Below are 15,465 nucleotides of genomic sequence, written 5' to 3'. Positions count from 1 at the left end.
CGGGGGAGCCCACAGTGTCCCCTTGTACGCTGCCCCGAGCCCGACCCAGTTCCCTGCGCGGCCACGCAGCGCATCGACAGGAGAGACCCTCGTGCCGAAGTCACGTATCCGCAAGAAGGCCGATTACACGCCGCCGCCGTCCAAGCAGGCGACCGCCATCAAGCTGACCAGCCGCACCTGGGTCGCACCGGTCATGCTGGCCATGTTCGTCATCGGTCTCGCCTGGATCGTCGTCTTCTATGTGACCGACGGTTCCCTGCCCATCGAGGCTCTGGGCAACTGGAACATCGTGGTCGGTTTTGGATTCATCGCCGCCGGATTCGGTGTCTCCACACAGTGGAAGTGACGGCCCGCCCGGCAGCTCTGCCCACGGCTATCCACTGAGTTATCCACAGCGGTTTTCCACAGTGTTGAAAAAGAACGACGATCTGTGGATAACCACCGGGACATTGACGCCGGTGTGACGGAACTACCGGTGATCATGGACAGTCGAAAACTTGTTCGCCCCTTGTCCGACCTGCGGAAACGCTGGTCCGTGACAGGGGGCGTTCGGCTGTCTGCACACTGTGCACAAGATCCGCCACCCGCTGTGGACAACTGTGCGTCTCAGGGGCAGAACCCGCTGCTCAGGTGAGCTGAAGGGTTCTGAGCGCGGTCACCAGGACGACCACCGCCAGGACCGCGGCCGTGGTGCCGTACTGGATCAGCGCACGGTGCTCACGCGGTGCGTGGACCATGGCGTAACCGATGACGACGCCGGCCACCAGACCGCCGATATGGGCCTGCCAGGCGATGTTGCTCCACCCGAAGGTGAAGATCAGGTTGATCACCAGCAGGGCGATGATCGGGCGCATGTCGTACTGGAGACGGCGCATCAGGACGGCCGTCGCGCCGAACAGACCGAAGATCGCGCCGGACGCCCCGAGGGAGGCCGTGGTCGGTGCGGCCAGCAGATAGGTGAGGGCGCTGCCCGCCAGCCCTGAGCCGAAGTAGAGCGCGAGATAGCGCGCCCGGCCCAGCGCCGCTTCGAGCGGGCCGCCCAGCCACCACAGACCGAGCATGTTGAAGGCGAAGTGCCAGATCGCCTCGTGCGTGAACATCGAGGTCACCAGGCGGTACCACTCCCCGTCCGCGACCCCCGAGGTCGTCTGGAAGGGGGCGGGCGGCCAGGCGCCGATCAGCCAGAGGTCGGACAGCAGCGCCTTGTCGGCCCGCACGGCGATGAACACCGCGAGGTTGATCCCGATGAGGATCTTGGTGACCAGACGGGGATCGGCCGCGACGCTGCCGCCCGCGATCGTGCGGGGCCGGGCGGCCTCCGGGGCGTGGCCGGTGCCGGAGCCGGTGCGGACGCACTCCGGGCACTGGAAGCCGACAGAGGCGCTGATCATGCACTCCGGACAGATGGGACGGTCGCAGCGGGTGCAGCGGACACCCGTCTCGCGGTCCGGGTGGCGGTAGCAGACGGGCACGCTCTGGGCGTCCTGCGGGCTACCCACCGGCTGGTCCATCGGATCCCCTAGGTCGTCGTCCGCGGCGCACAGGCTCATACACCGCCCCCGCCCATCCTTACGGACGAGCGGGGCGATTGGTTCCCTGCGGGAGGTGTCGGACGTCCCGGTGGACGCCTGTGGCCTCAGCTCTGACGCGTCTCGATCACGACGGACTCGATGACGACATCGTTCACCGGGCGGTCGGTGCGCGGGTTGGTCTGCAACGAGGCGATCGTGTCGACGACCTTCTGGCCGGCCGCGTCGGCGACCTCGCCGAAGATCGTGTGCTTGCGGTTCAGCCAGGTCGTCGGGGCGACGGTGATGAAGAACTGCGAGCCGTTGGTGCCCGGACCGGCGTTCGCCATGGCCAGCAGGTACGGCTTGTCGAAGGCCAGGTCGGGGTGGAACTCGTCCTGGAACTGGTAGCCGGGGCCGCCGGTGCCGTTGCCCAGCGGGTCACCGCCCTGGATCATGAAGCCACTGATGACCCGGTGGAAGACGGTGCCGTCATAAAGCCTGGCCGTGGACTTCTCACCGGTGGCGGGGTTGGTCCACTCACGCTCGCCCTGGGCGAGTTCGACGAAGTTCCTGACCGTGACCGGCGCGTGGTTGGGGAGAAGCCGCACCGCGATGTCGCCGTGGTTGGTCTTCAGGGTGGCGTAGAGCTGCTCGGCCACGATCTGCCTTCCGTTGTCGTCCTGTGATCCCTCGATCCTCGCACGGACGGTCCCGGAGGGTGCCCGGCGCTCGTGAACCGGCACCCAACCGGGCAGATCGCTTGCGGAAAACGCGTCGAGTCCTCCCGTGGCGGGGGCGCGACACGGCGAACCGTGGCATTGTCGACGACAAGCCACCGTTGCCCCATATTGATCCTTTATTCCATTCGATCACTTTCACCGGCACCCGAATGCCCGCCCACACATGCCCCGCCGCGTTCCGGGAGGCATGATCCGTAAAAGGGTGGAAAGTCGAATTACCGTACGCCACCGAGGAGGAGGAACCCGTGACCCGCATCGACAGCGTGCGCGCCGCGACCGGCTCGGCGAAGGACAGCGTGCTGCACGCCGCGGAAGTGGTGGCGCCCTACGCCGACACCGCCAAGGACAGGGCCGCCCACTACGCACACGAGGCACGCGTACGGCTCGCGCCCAAGGTGTCGCTGGCCACCGAGCAGGCCCGCGCCCAGTACGGCGTCCACGTCGCCCCGCGTCTGGAGCAGGCACGCGCCCATGTGCCGCCGAAGGTCGACCAGGCCGCCCAGGAGGCGGCGCTCCGCACCCGCAAGGCGGCTCTGCAGGCCGCCGAGTACTCCCGGCCCAAGCTCGAGCAGGCGGTTGCCGCGGCCGGACCCGTCAAGGACGAGGCGGCCGCCCGTGGGGTCGCCGCACTGGCCGCCCTGCGCGGTCAGGTCTCGCCGAAGGACGTGCAGAAGCTGGTGCGCAAGCACCAGCGGCGTGCCAAGGCAGGCCGTCTGGCGAAGGCCCTGGCCGTCGTCGGCCTTCTCGCGGGCGGTGCGTTCGCCGCCTGGAAGTGGTGGGACAAGCAGGCCAACCCGGACTGGCTGGTCGAGCCTCCCGCCGCGACGGAGGTCCCGGAGTCCAACCGTCTGGCGTCGGTCGACGGCACGGACCAGAGCGTGCTCGACCCCGAGGTCCAGGCGAAGGAAGCCGAGGAGGCCGCCCAGCGCGACGAGGGCAAGTGACCTGAGGATGTGACCTGAGGGCCGGTCATATCGGCTCGTTCCAACACCGCCAGGGGGCGGGAGACTTGAGGTCTCCCGCCCCCTGGCGGTGTTTCACGTGGAACATCGGCTGCCGCCGAAGATCGGCTGTCTTCGAGCGTCATCGGCCTCCGCTCGAAGCTGTGAGGCAGTTGTGTTCACGCCTTCGCCCACGATGACGTTTGCAACGACGTGTGCGCGCGAGCTCCACATAAGCTCCCCTAACGGAACGCGTCCTTCTGATTACCTGATCACCCGAAGACCAGCTCACACAGGGGTTCGGGCGCGGCACGAAGGCATCGACGGACCGTCGACCGAGGACTTCCCCACGGGGGCCGGTGCCATCGAGAATGTTTGCGCAAATATGCGCAACGTCACCGCGGTCTCCCCGCCGGTGACACACGTCACGGCTGTGCGGGCAGGAGAAAGGCGGCCGGACAGACGAAACCGGCCAGCACCCGCGAGGGTGCCAGCCGGTCCGGAGAGTGGAGCCTAGGGGAGTCGAACCCCTGACATCTGCCATGCAAAGACAGCGCTCTACCAACTGAGCTAAGGCCCCGGAAGAGGAGCATCCGACCGGAACGAGCACGTCCCGGCGGCTGCCGCAGTCCAGACTACCGGGTCGCGCCCCGTATCTCGCAAAAAAGATGGGGGGTCCCGATGCACAACCACTCTCCGTAAGATGCTCGACGTGGTTCGCTACAGCGAACCACGGTTTTGGGGAAGCGATGGGGAGACGCAATGGACGCCGCACAGCAGGAAGCCACCGCAAGAGCGCGGGATCTGCAGCGGAACTGGTACGGGGAGCCGCTGGGGACGCTCTTCCGTAGGCTCATCGACGATCTTGGTCTCAACCAGGCTCGTCTCGCGGGGGTTCTGGGACTGTCCGCGCCGATGCTGTCGCAGCTGATGAGCGGCCAGCGGGCGAAGATCGGCAATCCCGCCGTGGTCCAGCGGGTGCAGCTGCTGCAGGACTTGGCGGGGCAGGTCGCGGACGGCAGCGTGAGCGCGGCCGAGGCCACCGAGCGCATGGAGGAGATCAAGAAGTCGCAGGGGGGCTCGGTGCTCAGCAACACCACACAGACGACGAGCAGTTCGGGCGCGCCCACCGTGAAGCGGGTGGTCCGCGAGATCCAGTCACTGCTGCGCTCGGTCGCGGCCGCGGGAGACATCATCGAGGCCGCCGACAGTCTCGCCGGAAGCCACCCGGAACTGGCAGAGTTCCTCCGGGTGTACGGCGCCGGCCGGACGTCCGACGCGGTCGCGCACTACCAGTCGCACCAGAGCTGAGCCGATCCCCGGGCCCGGTCGCCGAAGGGGGTCGGTGACCGGGCCTGCGGCTGAGCGGACGCCGGTCCAGCAATGCTTCCGGGGGCCGCGACCCGAGGGGAGCCGGGCAGGAGGAGTCGTGTCGCCCGTCGTGGGGGAAACAAGGGGGATGACCACAGGGGGAGGAGCGACGCACAGCCATGGGTGAGGTCTTCGCCGGCCGGTACGAACTGGTCGACCCGATCGGGCGCGGAGGCGTCGGTGCCGTCTGGCGCGCCTGGGACCACCGCCGCCGCCGGTACGTGGCGGCCAAGGTGCTCCAGCAGAGCGACGCGCACTCGCTGCTGCGCTTCGTCCGGGAGCAGGCCCTGCGGATCGACCACCCCCATGTGCTCGCCCCGGCCAGCTGGGCCGCCGACGACGACAAGGTCCTGTTCACCATGGACCTGGTGGGCGGCGGGTCGCTCGTCCATCTCGTCGGGGACTACGGGCCCCTGCCGCCGGCGTTCGTGTGCACGCTGCTCGACCAGTTGCTGTCCGGCCTGGCGGCCGTGCACGCCGAGGGCGTGGTCCACCGGGACGTCAAACCCGCCAACGTGCTTCTGGAGGCCACCGGGACGGCCCGGCCTCGACTGCGGCTGTCCGACTTCGGCATCGCCATGCGGCTGGGCGAGCCGCGGCTGACCGAGACCAACCTCGTGGTCGGGACGCCCGGTTACCTCGCGCCCGAGCAACTCCTCGGCTCCGACCCGGACTTCCCGGCGGATCTGTTCGCCGTGGGACTGGTGGCGCTGTATCTCCTGGAGGGCGCCAAGCCGGACGCCAAGGCGCTCGTGCAGTACTTCACCGAGCACGGCACGCCCGGTCCGCCCAAGGGCATTCCCGAGCCGCTGTGGCAGATCGTGGCGACGCTGCTCCAGCCCGATCCGCACGCGCGGTTCCGCACCGCCACGGGCGCGCGCAAGGCCCTCGCGTCGGCCGCCGAGCTCCTGCCGGAACCCGGCCCCGACGACGAACTCATCGAGATATTCGACCAACTCGGGCCACTGCCCGCGGGATTCGGGCCGGACGGTCCCCAGCAGCGCGCGGCCGGGGTCATCGACGGGACGGGCACCACGTCCGGCGCCCTGCGGCTGGACAGGACCGGACCGGCCGGAGTCGGCTCCTCCGCGTCCCTGACCGGCACTCAACCGCCGCCCGCGCCGCCGCGCCCCGCCCCCATGCCACCCGCGCCCTCCATACCGGCCCCACCGGCCGTGGCGCCCCCCGTGCCGTCCGCCTCCCCTCCACCTCCCCCGCACCACCCCGAGGAGCCGCTCCACGGCACCCGGACACCCACGGACTCCTCGCCGACCGGCGGCGCCCAGCGGCCGCCCACCATGTCGGACACCGGCAGCTTCCCGCTCCCCCCGCCCGACAGCACCGCGTCCACCGCCCGCGCCACGGCGCCCCCACCGCCGTACGACCGCACCCGCGACCTCGCCGCCCATCGATCCCCCGTCCCGTGGTACCCGTACGGGCCGCCGGCCCCCGCGGAGCCCCCGACGCCCACTCCCACGCCCACACCGACGCCGTATCACCGCGTCGATGCCTCCACTGCCTCATACACCGCTCAGAGCCCGCAGGTTCCCTTTTCGCCGCCGTCCGGCGCGCAGCCGCGCCCGCGCGCCGGTCACCGTGCCGTGCGCCGGGCAGGTCCCCCCGCCAAGGTGGCCATCCCGCTCCTGCTGCTGGCGCTGGTCTGCTACGCCGTGGGGTTCTGGGCGCTCACCCGCGTCTGAGCGCCGGCGCACGCGGGCCACGTACCTCCAGGCGGCGCTTCTACGAGCGCCCGAGCCTGCGGAGCGCGACCACCCTCCACACCCCGAGCACCGCCAGCAGCGCCGTCCCCGTACCGATGCCGCTCACCGCCAGCACGGTCATCGTGGCGTTGCCGTGCCCGTCTCCGCCCGCCGTACCGCCTGTGGCCGGCCCCCCGGTGACCCCGCCCAGGTCCAGGTCCACCGGCGCGGCCTCGAAGAGGTCGTCCGGCCTGGGCTGCCCCGCGTAGTCCGGAGAGGCCGTCTCCGAGCCGTCCAGCCGCACCCGCAGGGCCACGTCGAAGGGCCCGTCCCCGAAGGTGTCGGCCACCTCGGAGGCGAGGTGCACGACCAGGTAGTAGGAACCGGCGAACCGCATGGCGCCGATCCGGTCCGGTCCCGCGTACCGGTTCCCGTAGGCGACCGGAGGCAGGGGCGGCAGTGCGGCGGACTCCTGGCGGCCGGCGTAGTTGGCGCTCACGTCGTCGACGAACCCGCGCGCGGGGTTGTAGAGCGTGAGGCTCAGCGCGCCGGTCGTGTAGCCGCCCCGGCCGTCCGCGGCGGCCAGTTCGGCGGTCGCGGAGAGCTGCCCGCCCCAGCCGACGGGCACCTTGTAGAAGAGCGTGCCGCCGGGCTCGACACCCGCGCCCCACACGCCCGGGCCGACGGCTACCGCCGAGGCGAAGCCCGAGCCGCCCTCGCGCGCGACGGGCTCGCCGGTGGCGGGCGCCGGGGTCCGTGAGTTCCAGGCCTCCGGCACCTCGGCGGCGACGGGCTCGCGCAACGCCGGCTCGGAGACGACGAACAGCTCCAGGTCCCAGTCGTCCGGCGCCGACACGGGCGTACCGACGCGCTCGACGGCCACGTCATAGAGGCCCGCCGTCTTGCAGCGGGGCCGGTCGGCGGAGATCTCCCGGGCACCCCAGGCGGCGATCGGACGGGCGCTGCGGACGACGCCGAAGGTCTCGGTGTCCAAGGAGCAGGAACGGCCGGCGGCGTCCCGCACGGTCACCTTGATGCCCTCGCCCGCGGACACGGTGCTGCCGGGGGCGGGAGCCGCGGTGGCGGAGACGTAGGTGTCGGTGGTGGCGTCGAGTTCGAGGGAGTAGTGCACGGCCGCGTCGCCGGGCAGCGAACTGCGGTACGTCGTCCCGGCGGAGAGGCGCTTCGCACCGGCGGTGGCGGGGGAGCCGGTGACACTCGTGGCGTCGGGGGCGAAGCCGTACGGCCCCGGCGTCCCGGCGGCGAGCGCCGAGGGCACCGGCAGGGCGGCCGTCGCGCACAGCAGCAGCGCACCTACGGCGGCCGACCGCGCACGGCCCGCGTGACGCACCGGACGCGCCCCCTGCCGTGCCCCCGAACGCCGCCTCATCCCGCGCCACCCCTCGTCGCCGCTTCCGGACCGTCGCCCATCCTGCCCAGCGCGGCGCCCCGGCACCCCCGCATTCCGTACGCCCGTCCGAAACCGAGGCGTGTAGACGCTCTGGCCGGCTTCCGCAACTCGAGGAACGGCCGGCGTGCGTTGCTCCGAACACACGAAACCCCGGCCGCGTCGGCGGCCGGGGTCGGTGTCGAATCCGTCGTGACGGCTCACGAACCCGTGGGCACGGAGTCAGTCGCCTCCGTCCACAGATCCTGCTCGGCGCGATCCGCCTGGATCTGGCGGTACACGAGGAGCCCGCCGATGGCGGCCAGTGCGACCAGGAGAAGCTTCTTCACCGCGCGACCTCGTCTTTCCTTGACGTAGGGGACCTCTGGCGCCCGACTATACACACCGGCCGATACCGATCGGTGACCTGCGTGGGGGCTCAACTGCCGCCCGGCACACCCCAGTAGATGGGGACGAACCGGCTCCGGACCGGAGAGTGATCACCCACGGACGCAGAGCGACTTTGCCGTGTGCTGCAACTTTTGCCCCTCTTCGCGGCTCTTGCACCCATCCGAGTGTTGTTCATCTGAAGATCGACGCGCCACGGGCGTCGGTCCATGACTTCGCGGCCCACATACACATCATGAGGAAAGTACGCAAATCGCCCAACCTGAAAGTGAGGGGCCATGACCAGGAACAAGGTCATGAACCTGTGGACCGCCATCGTCACCGCCTTCCTCGCGCTGTTCACCGCGCTCGGCTTCGTCTCCAACACCGCGGCCGCGGCCTCGCCGGGAACCGAGACCTCCTCCCGCAACACCGGCCGCGACGAGAGCGAGCGCAGCGCGGAGCTCGCGGTGCCGGCGCCGCCCCACTGGGCCTGGTCCTACGCCAGGGCCCTGCCGCCGACGATGAAGCAGCGCATCCGGGCGGAGGCCCACGGAAAGACCCCCAGCTGCCGGCACCGTCCGCTCTCGGACACGGAAGCGACCGCATCGGTCCCGGCGACCCGCGAGTGCGCCACAGCGGCCTCCCCGGCCCAGCCCCTGGTGCCCCACCAACGCTGACCCCTCGGGCCCGCCCGAGCGACAGCCACCCGCAGTAACGGACGTAACGCGGTAAACAGCAGTACACGCGGCACGCAGCACGCAGCACGCAGCAGTGAACGCCGACGTCGCAGAACGACGCCCTCCGCTACGGCGAGACGTCATTCCGCCTCGACGATGTGCCGTAGATAGGCCCAGGGGTCATTGAGATAACGACGCCAGTGGTCGACGAGCTCCAGATCCCGCCAGCCGGCGGGACGCATTCCGTGGTCACCCACCTCGATGATCTCGGCGCCGGGTAGCGCCGTGAGCACGGGTGAGTGCGTGGCGCAGACGATCTGCGCACCGGAACGCCCCAGGTGATGCAGCAGCCCCACGAGTTGAAGACAGGAAGCGAACGACAGCGCGGCCTCGGGTTCGTCCATGACGTACAGCCCGGGCCCCTCGAAACGCTCGCGGAAGGCCATCAGAAAGCCTTCGCCGTGGCTCATCTCGTCCACGGCCCCCGAGAGCCTTCCCGTCGTCTGCTCCCGGCCCAGCGCGTCCAGCGCCGTCTCCGCCCGCAGGAAGAACCCTCTGCGGCGCGTCCGAGACCCGCGCAGCATGCGCCGCCCGGCCGCCGTCGCCTCGAACCGCACCCGCGCGCCCAGCTCCGAGGGCTCGCGGGCACTGGCGTACCGGTATCCCGCGGACCCGCCCCAGGAGTCCAGCCCGAACCCCTCCGCCAGCGCCTCGACCAGCGTCGACTTCCCGGAGCCGTTCTCCCCCACCAGGAACGTGACGGGCGCGGAGAACCGCAGCCCCTCCTCCACGAGCTGCCGCACGCACGGCACGGCCCACGGCCACCGCCCCTCGGCCGCTTCCCCCTCGCTGACATGCGCATAGGCCCGCTCGACGATCACCCCACCAGCCTCCCACCCACCACTGACAACGGCCTGCTCCCCCTTCTGGGTCTGCGGTGATGCCGTCTCCCGCGGCGCGTGGTGGGGTGGCCACTGGTGCTGTCCCGGTCCAGCTGCACGAGGCCGTTGACGGGATGTACGGCTCGGAGGTGGTGCGGGGATGGGAACGCCGGTGGCTGACGCCGGGGCGTCGCCCCCTGGGACAACGCGCGGCGGCATGGTCAAGAAGATCGTGGTCTCGCTGGTGGCCGTGCTCGTGCTGCAAGCCGTCTTCGAGATCTGCCTGGTCAGCGCGAACCAGCTGCTGGTGCCCCGGAACATGCCCTTCGGCGTGACCGGTCCGCCGTCGCCGGTGGTCGCTGCGGTGGCCCCGGCGGGACTGGACCTGACCTCCTACCAGGATGACGCGGCGGCGACGACCGCGGTCGAGAAAGGCGAGCAATACGGCGCGTACATCACCGGCAAGTCCGGCGACACGCTGATCGTGGCCCCGGCGAAGAGCTTCTTCGGCTCCATCGACATCAAGGCGGCGTTCCTGGACGCCGCGCACAAGATGGGCCGGCCGGTGACCGTCAAGACGGTCAAGCCGCTGCCGTCCAGCGATCCGATCGGCGCGGTGACCGGCCTGCTGCTGGTGCCGCTGCTCATCGGCGGCCTTCTGGCCGCCGTCTTCGTCTTCAAGGCGGCCCGTGGGAAGGCGGCGGCGCCATGGCGCGTGGCCATCCTGGTCGGGTACTCGCTGGTCGGTGCCCTGCTGACCGACCTGATCTGCGGCCCGGGCATCGGCGCGTACTCCAGCAGCCGTTTCTGGCCCCTGCTGCCATGCTTCTGGCTGATCACCTCGGCGGTGACGCTGACGGCCGCGGCGATCCAGGCAGTGGCGGGGAAAGCGGGCACCGTCATCGTCCTGATCCTGCTGGTCGTGGTCGGTCTGGCGAGTTCCGGCGGATTCGGCGCCTATCTGCTGCCGGTCTACTGGCGCAACATCGGAACGCTCCTGCCGCCGCAGAACGCGATCGACCTGATCAACAGCGTGCTCTATTTCGGCGCCAACGACATCACCACCCCACTGATCGTCCTGTTCCTATGGGCACTGGCCGGGGCTGCCGTGATCGGCTACCTGGGCAGGATCCGCCCGGCCCGGACGGCTGCCGCCGCTGCGCACGCACCTGCGGACGCGCCCCGGAACCCGTCGGCGGGCCGTCGGCGGGGGGTGAACGCGATCCTGGTCGCGCTGGGGATCTGCGCCGTCATGCAGTGCCTGTTCGCGGCCAACTACACGAGCGCCCAGCACGCCCCCAAGGCGGTCGACCTGCCGTTCGGCGTCACCGGGTCCTCCCCGGTGCTGGCCGCGGCCCGGAAAGACATCTCCCTGAAGGTCACCCATTACCCGGACGAAGCGGCGGTCAAGGGCGCGATCGACAAGGCCAAGATCTGGGGCGGGCTGGTCGCCTCGGGCACCTCGAACACCCTGCTCGTGGTTCCGAGCATCAGCGACTACGCCGCGCTGCCCCTGACGGAAGCCTTCGAGAAGGCGGCCAAGGGCACCGGGCAGCAGTTCACGGTCAAGGCGTACATGCCGGTTCCGCTCGCGCCCAAGGACCCGATCGGCCTGGTTCCGGGAATCATGCTGGCGCCCCTGCTCATCGGCGGCTACATGTCCTCGACCCTTCTGATCGCCGCGACGGGGAAGGCGGCGGGCCGCTGGCGGGCCGCCACGCTCCTGGGGTTCGGCATCGTCGCGGGCCTGGTGGTCGACCTGATCGTGTGCCTGTGGCTGGAGGGGTTCTCCAGCCACAAGTTCTGGATCGTGTGGCCGATCTGCTCGCTGATCATCACCGCGGTCGCCTTCTTCGCCGCCATCCTGCAGAAACTGATCGGAGCCGCGGGCACGCTCCTGACCGTCATCGTGATCATCCTGTTCGGCAACCCCTCCAGCGGCGGGTCCACCGGATACCCGTTCCTGCCGACGTTCTGGCGCGACATCGGACCGTTTCTCCCACCACGCAACGGCTACGTCCTGCTGCACAACACCATCTACTTCAACGGCCACGGCACCACCCAGGCGCTGACCGTACTGCTCCTCTACTTCGGCATCGGCGCGGTGATCCTCGGCCTGCTCGACTGGTTCCGCTCCGAGGCGCCGATGCCCACCGACGTCACCGAAGGCGCCGCGATGACCTCCGCCGCCGCCGGCGGACTGCCCTAGGAGAAGCTGTCCGCTCATCGGCTGATGTCAGCCGTGCATGTCAAAGACCCCCAGCCGGTATCGACTGGGGGTCTTCTCGCTGGTGGGGCTAACAGGATTTGAACCTGTGGCCTCATCCTTATCAGGGATGCGCTCTAACCAACTGAGCTATAGCCCCGCCGCGCTCTGCGGTGTGTCTCCCGCGCGCTGACTCCTGAACATTAGCGCACGACACGGGCAGTCCCAAAATCGGTTCCCGGAGGGGCGGAGGACGGGGCCTGAGCCCTGCCTCACTCGTCCTCCGCGAGGGTCAGCTCGACGCCGCCCACGAAGCCCGCGGAGAGGTTGTAGATGAACGCGCCGAGGGTCGCCAGCGCCGTCGCGAGGACGACGTCGATGACCGCGATGATCGACGTGAACAGCAGGACGTTCGGCAGCGACAGGAAGGACTGCAGGTCGAAGCCGTTCGACTCGTTCGAGCCGGTGGCCTCGGAGATCGTGCCGCCGACCGTGGAGAAGACGCCCATGGCGTCCATGACCATCCACAGCACCGCGGCCGCGACGATCGTGCAGATGCCCAGCGCGATGGACAGCAGGAAGCTGACCTTCATCACCGACCACGGGTCCGCCTTGGCGACCCGCAGCCGGGCCTTGCGGGTGCGCGGCGTCGTACGCGCCCCGGTGCGCGGCTTGCGGACCGCGCCCGCCGGAGTGCCCCCGCCGGCCGTCTGGTAGGCCTGCGGCGGGTGGTACGGACCGCCGGCCTGCTGAGGCTGGCGCTCACCCGGCAGGGGCGACGCCTGCTGCTGGGCGCCCCCCGGAGCGGCCGGGCCCCCACCGGCCGCGTAGGTGTCCGTCACGGTTCCCCCCTGGGATCCAGTCGCGTCGGGCGTGGACGCGCCCTTCGCCGGCGACGACTTGATCGCCTTCAGCTGCGTGGTGTGGGTGTCCGCCGCCTGCGCGGCGGAGCCACGACCGCCGCCGCCCGTCTCCGAACCAGCCGGAGAACCGGCCGGGATACCGGACGATCCGGTGCCCGTGGCTCCGCTCACGATGACTCACTCCTCGTGCTACTCGGCAGAGGGCGCGTCACCCTCGTCCGTGCCGGTGGTCGCGTCCCCCTCGGCGGTCTCGTCGACGGCCACGTCGCCGTCGACCTCCTCCGCCTCGCGTCCCGCCTCGGCGTTGCGTGCGATACCTACGACGGCATCGCGCTTGCCCAGGTTGATCAGTTGGACGCCCATGGTGTCACGGCCCGTCTCCCTGACCTCGTTGACTCGCGTACGAATCACACCGCCGCCGAGCGTGATGGCGAGGATCTCGTCGGTCTCCTCGACCACCAGCGCGCCGACGAGCGAACCGCGGTCCTCGACGATCTTGGCGGCCTTGATGCCCAGGCCGCCGCGACCCTGGACGCGGTACTCGTCGACCGCGGTGCGCTTCGCGTACCCGCCGTCGGTGGCAGTGAACACGAACGTACCGGGTCGAACAACATTCATCGAGAGGAGCTCGTCCCCTTCGCGGAAGCTCATGCCCTTGACACCCGAGGTGGCACGGCCCATGGGCCGCAGCGACTCGTCCGTGGCGGTGAACCTGATCGACTGGGCCTTCTTGCTGATCAGAAGCAGATCATCGTCCGCGGAGACCAGTTCGGCACCGATCAGTTCGTCGTCGGATCCGTCCGCCGTCTCGCGAAGGTTGATCGCGATGACACCGCCGGAGCGCGGCGAATCGTAATCCTTCAGAGGCGTCTTCTTGACCAGGCCCGCCTTGGTGGCGAGCACGAGGTACGGCGCCGCCTCGTAGTCCCGGATCGCGAGGATCTCGGCGATCGCCTCGTCCGGCTGGAAGGCCAGCAGGTTCGCCACGTGCTGCCCGCGCGCGTCCCGGCCGGCGTCCGGGAGCTCGTACGCCTTGGCGCGGTAGACACGGCCCTTGTTGGTGAAGAACAGCAGCCAGTGGTGCGTGGTCGAGACGAAGAAGTGGTCGACGATGTCGTCTTCCTTCAGCTTCGTGCCGCGCACGCCCTTGCCGCCGCGCTTCTGCGCCCGGTAGTCGTCCGTCTTGGTGCGCTTGACGTAGCCGCCCCGGCTGACGGTGACCACGATGTCCTCTTCGGCGATGAGGTCCTCGATGGACATGTCGCCGTCGTAGGGCACCAGCATGGTCTTGCGGTCGTCGCCGTACTTCTCGACGATCGCGGCGAGCTCCTCGCTCACGATGCCGCGCTGGCGGACCGGGGAGGACAGGATCTCGTTGTACTCGGTGATCTTCGCCTGGAGCTCGTCGTGCTCCTGGACGATCTTCTGGCGCTCCAGGGCGGCCAGCCGGCGCAGCTGCATCTCGAGGATGGCGTTGGCCTGGATCTCGTCGATCTCCAGGAGCTCCATCAGGCCGCCGCGCGCGATCTCGACGGTGTCGCTGCGCCGGATCAGCGCGATGACCTCGTCGATGGCGTCCAGGGCCTTCAGCAGGCCGCGCAGGATGTGCGCCCGCTCCTCGGCCTTGCGCAGCCGGAAGCGCGTACGGCGGACGATGACCTCGATCTGGTGCGTCACCCAGTGGCGGATGAACGCGTCCAGGGAGAGCGTGCGCGGGACGCCGTCGACGAGCGCCAGCATGTTGGCGCCGAAGTTCGTCTGCAGGTCCGTGTGCTTGTACAGGTTGTTCAGGACGACCTTGGCGACCGCGTCGCGCTTGAGGACGATCACCAGGCGCTGGCCCGTACGGGACGACGTCTCGTCGCGGACGTCCGCGATGCCGCCGATCTTGCCGTCCTTCACCAGGTCGGCGATCTTCTGCGCGAGGTTGTCCGGGTTGACCTGGTAGGGCAGCTCCGTGACCACCAGGCACTGGCGGTTCTGGATCTCCTCGACCGCGACGACCGCGCGCATCGTGATGGAGCCGCGGCCCGTGCGGTACGCCTCCTCGATGCCCTTGCGGCCGACGACGAGCGCGCCGGTCGGGAAGTCGGGGCCCTTGATGCGCTCGATCAGCGCGTCCAGCAGCTCCTCGTGCGAGGCCTCGGGGTTCTCCAGGTACCACTGGGCGCCGGCGGCGACCTCGCGCAGGTTGTGCGGCGGGATGTTGGTCGCCATGCCGACCGCGATACCGGCCGAGCCGTTGATCAGCAGGTTCGGGAAGCGGGACGGCAGGACCGTCGGCTCCTGGGAACGGCCGTCGTAGTTGTCCGTGAAGTCGACGGTCTCCTCGTCGATGTCACGGACCATCTCCATCGACAGCGGCGCCATCTTGCACTCGGTGTAGCGCATGGCCGCCGCCGGGTCGTTGCCCGGAGAGCCGAAGTTGCCGTTGGAGTCGACGAGCGGCATGCGCATCGACCAGGGCTGGGCGAGGCGCACCAGGGCGTCGTAGATCGAGGAGTCGCCGTGGGGGTGGTAGTTGCCCATGACGTCGCCGACCACGCGCGCGCACTTGTAGAAGCCGCGCTCGGGGCGGTAGCCGCCGTCGTACATGGCGTACAGGACGCGGCGGTGGACGGGCTTGAGACCGTCCCGGACGTCGGGCAGCGCACGCGAGACGATGACGGACATCGCGTAGTCGAGGTACGAGCGCTGCATCTCCGTCTCGAGCCCGACGGGCTCGACACGCTGGGCGATGACGCCGCCCTCTTCAGGAGTGACGGGAGTGTTCTCGTCGGCCATTGCTGGTGAAGATC

At 69.8% G+C, this 15,465-nt stretch carries 13 protein-coding genes and 2 tRNA genes; 6 read left to right on the top strand and 9 right to left on the bottom strand.

The annotated features are described in order from the left end of the window. The first annotated feature begins 91 nt into the window (after positions 1 to 91). On the top strand, positions 92 to 346 hold the full coding sequence (crgA, locus tag ACFV46_RS20190; protein ID WP_062665968.1) for a cell division protein CrgA: 255 nt from the start codon (positions 92 to 94) through the stop codon (positions 344 to 346). 280 nt (positions 347 to 626) lie between these two features. Here crgA and ACFV46_RS20185 read toward each other — a convergent pair whose 3' ends face one another. Both ACFV46_RS20185 and ACFV46_RS20180 read right to left on the bottom strand, forming a co-directional pair. Next, positions 627 to 1,511: a rhomboid family intramembrane serine protease gene (locus ACFV46_RS20185; protein WP_361929470.1), complete on the bottom strand. Its 885-nt coding sequence runs from the start codon at positions 1,509 to 1,511 to the stop codon at positions 627 to 629. A gap of 125 nt (positions 1,512 to 1,636) precedes the next feature. Then, positions 1,637 to 2,170, bottom strand: coding sequence for a peptidylprolyl isomerase (locus tag ACFV46_RS20180; RefSeq protein WP_361929472.1), 534 nt, complete (start codon positions 2,168 to 2,170; stop codon positions 1,637 to 1,639). Between the two features lie 326 nt (positions 2,171 to 2,496). Here ACFV46_RS20180 and ACFV46_RS20175 point away from each other — a divergent pair, with 326 nt between their 5' ends. Next, positions 2,497 to 3,195: a DUF5324 family protein gene (locus ACFV46_RS20175; protein WP_361929474.1), complete on the top strand. Its 699-nt coding sequence runs from the start codon at positions 2,497 to 2,499 to the stop codon at positions 3,193 to 3,195. Positions 3,196 to 3,699: 504 nt separating this feature from the next. Here the strand turns inward: ACFV46_RS20175 and ACFV46_RS20170 are convergent. Then, positions 3,700 to 3,772: transfer RNA gene (locus ACFV46_RS20170), tRNA-Ala, on the bottom strand. Between the two features lie 182 nt (positions 3,773 to 3,954). Here ACFV46_RS20170 and ACFV46_RS20165 point away from each other — a divergent pair. Continuing rightward, a complete protein-coding gene (locus ACFV46_RS20165) occupies positions 3,955 to 4,503 on the top strand; it encodes a DNA-binding protein (protein ID WP_361929477.1) in 549 nt (182 codons plus the stop codon). A 179-nt stretch (positions 4,504 to 4,682) separates the two neighbouring features. Continuing rightward, entirely contained in the window at positions 4,683 to 6,263 is a 1,581-nt protein-coding gene (locus ACFV46_RS20160; RefSeq protein ID WP_385499049.1) for a serine/threonine-protein kinase, read from the top strand. Between the two features lie 40 nt (positions 6,264 to 6,303). Here ACFV46_RS20160 and ACFV46_RS20155 read toward each other — a convergent pair whose 3' ends face one another. Together ACFV46_RS20155 and ACFV46_RS20150 are read right to left on the bottom strand one after the other, a co-directional pair. Next, positions 6,304 to 7,614, bottom strand: coding sequence for a hypothetical protein (locus ACFV46_RS20155; protein WP_385499048.1), 1,311 nt, complete (start codon positions 7,612 to 7,614; stop codon positions 6,304 to 6,306). Positions 7,615 to 7,871: 257 nt separating this feature from the next. After that, positions 7,872 to 8,000, bottom strand: coding sequence for a DLW-39 family protein (locus ACFV46_RS20150; protein WP_003999697.1), 129 nt, complete (start codon positions 7,998 to 8,000; stop codon positions 7,872 to 7,874). 336 nt (positions 8,001 to 8,336) lie between these two features. Here ACFV46_RS20150 and ACFV46_RS20145 point away from each other — a divergent pair, with 336 nt between their 5' ends. Beyond that, positions 8,337 to 8,717, top strand: a complete 381-nt coding sequence (locus ACFV46_RS20145) for a DUF6344 domain-containing protein (RefSeq protein WP_361929484.1) — start codon at positions 8,337 to 8,339, stop codon at positions 8,715 to 8,717. 140 nt (positions 8,718 to 8,857) lie between these two features. Here the strand turns inward: ACFV46_RS20145 and ACFV46_RS20140 are convergent, their stop codons facing one another. Then, positions 8,858 to 9,598 carry an AAA family ATPase gene (locus ACFV46_RS20140; protein ID WP_376727567.1) on the bottom strand — a complete coding sequence of 247 codons (741 nt, stop codon included), beginning with the start codon at positions 9,596 to 9,598 and terminating at the stop codon, positions 8,858 to 8,860. 217 nt (positions 9,599 to 9,815) lie between these two features. Between ACFV46_RS20140 and ACFV46_RS20135 the strand changes: the two genes are divergently transcribed. Beyond that, positions 9,816 to 11,807, top strand: a complete 1,992-nt coding sequence (locus tag ACFV46_RS20135) for a hypothetical protein (RefSeq protein WP_376727566.1) — start codon at positions 9,816 to 9,818, stop codon at positions 11,805 to 11,807. 80 nt (positions 11,808 to 11,887) lie between these two features. Here ACFV46_RS20135 and ACFV46_RS20130 read toward each other — a convergent pair. The 3 genes from ACFV46_RS20130 to gyrA form a co-directional block, all read right to left on the bottom strand. Further along, positions 11,888 to 11,964 (bottom strand) — tRNA-Ile (locus ACFV46_RS20130). 112 nt (positions 11,965 to 12,076) lie between these two features. Beyond that, positions 12,077 to 12,838, bottom strand: coding sequence for a DUF3566 domain-containing protein (locus ACFV46_RS20125; RefSeq protein ID WP_361929493.1), 762 nt, complete (start codon positions 12,836 to 12,838; stop codon positions 12,077 to 12,079). Positions 12,839 to 12,856: 18 nt separating this feature from the next. Further along, a complete protein-coding gene (gyrA, locus tag ACFV46_RS20120; protein ID WP_361929496.1) occupies positions 12,857 to 15,451 on the bottom strand; it encodes a DNA gyrase subunit A in 2,595 nt (864 codons plus the stop codon). Positions 15,452 to 15,465 lie beyond the last annotated feature (14 nt).

Source organism: Streptomyces sp. NPDC059852 (genome assembly GCF_042731455.1).
Taxonomy (GTDB): domain Bacteria; phylum Actinomycetota; class Actinomycetes; order Streptomycetales; family Streptomycetaceae; genus Streptomyces.
This window is presented reverse-complemented; position numbering and strand designations above follow the sequence as displayed.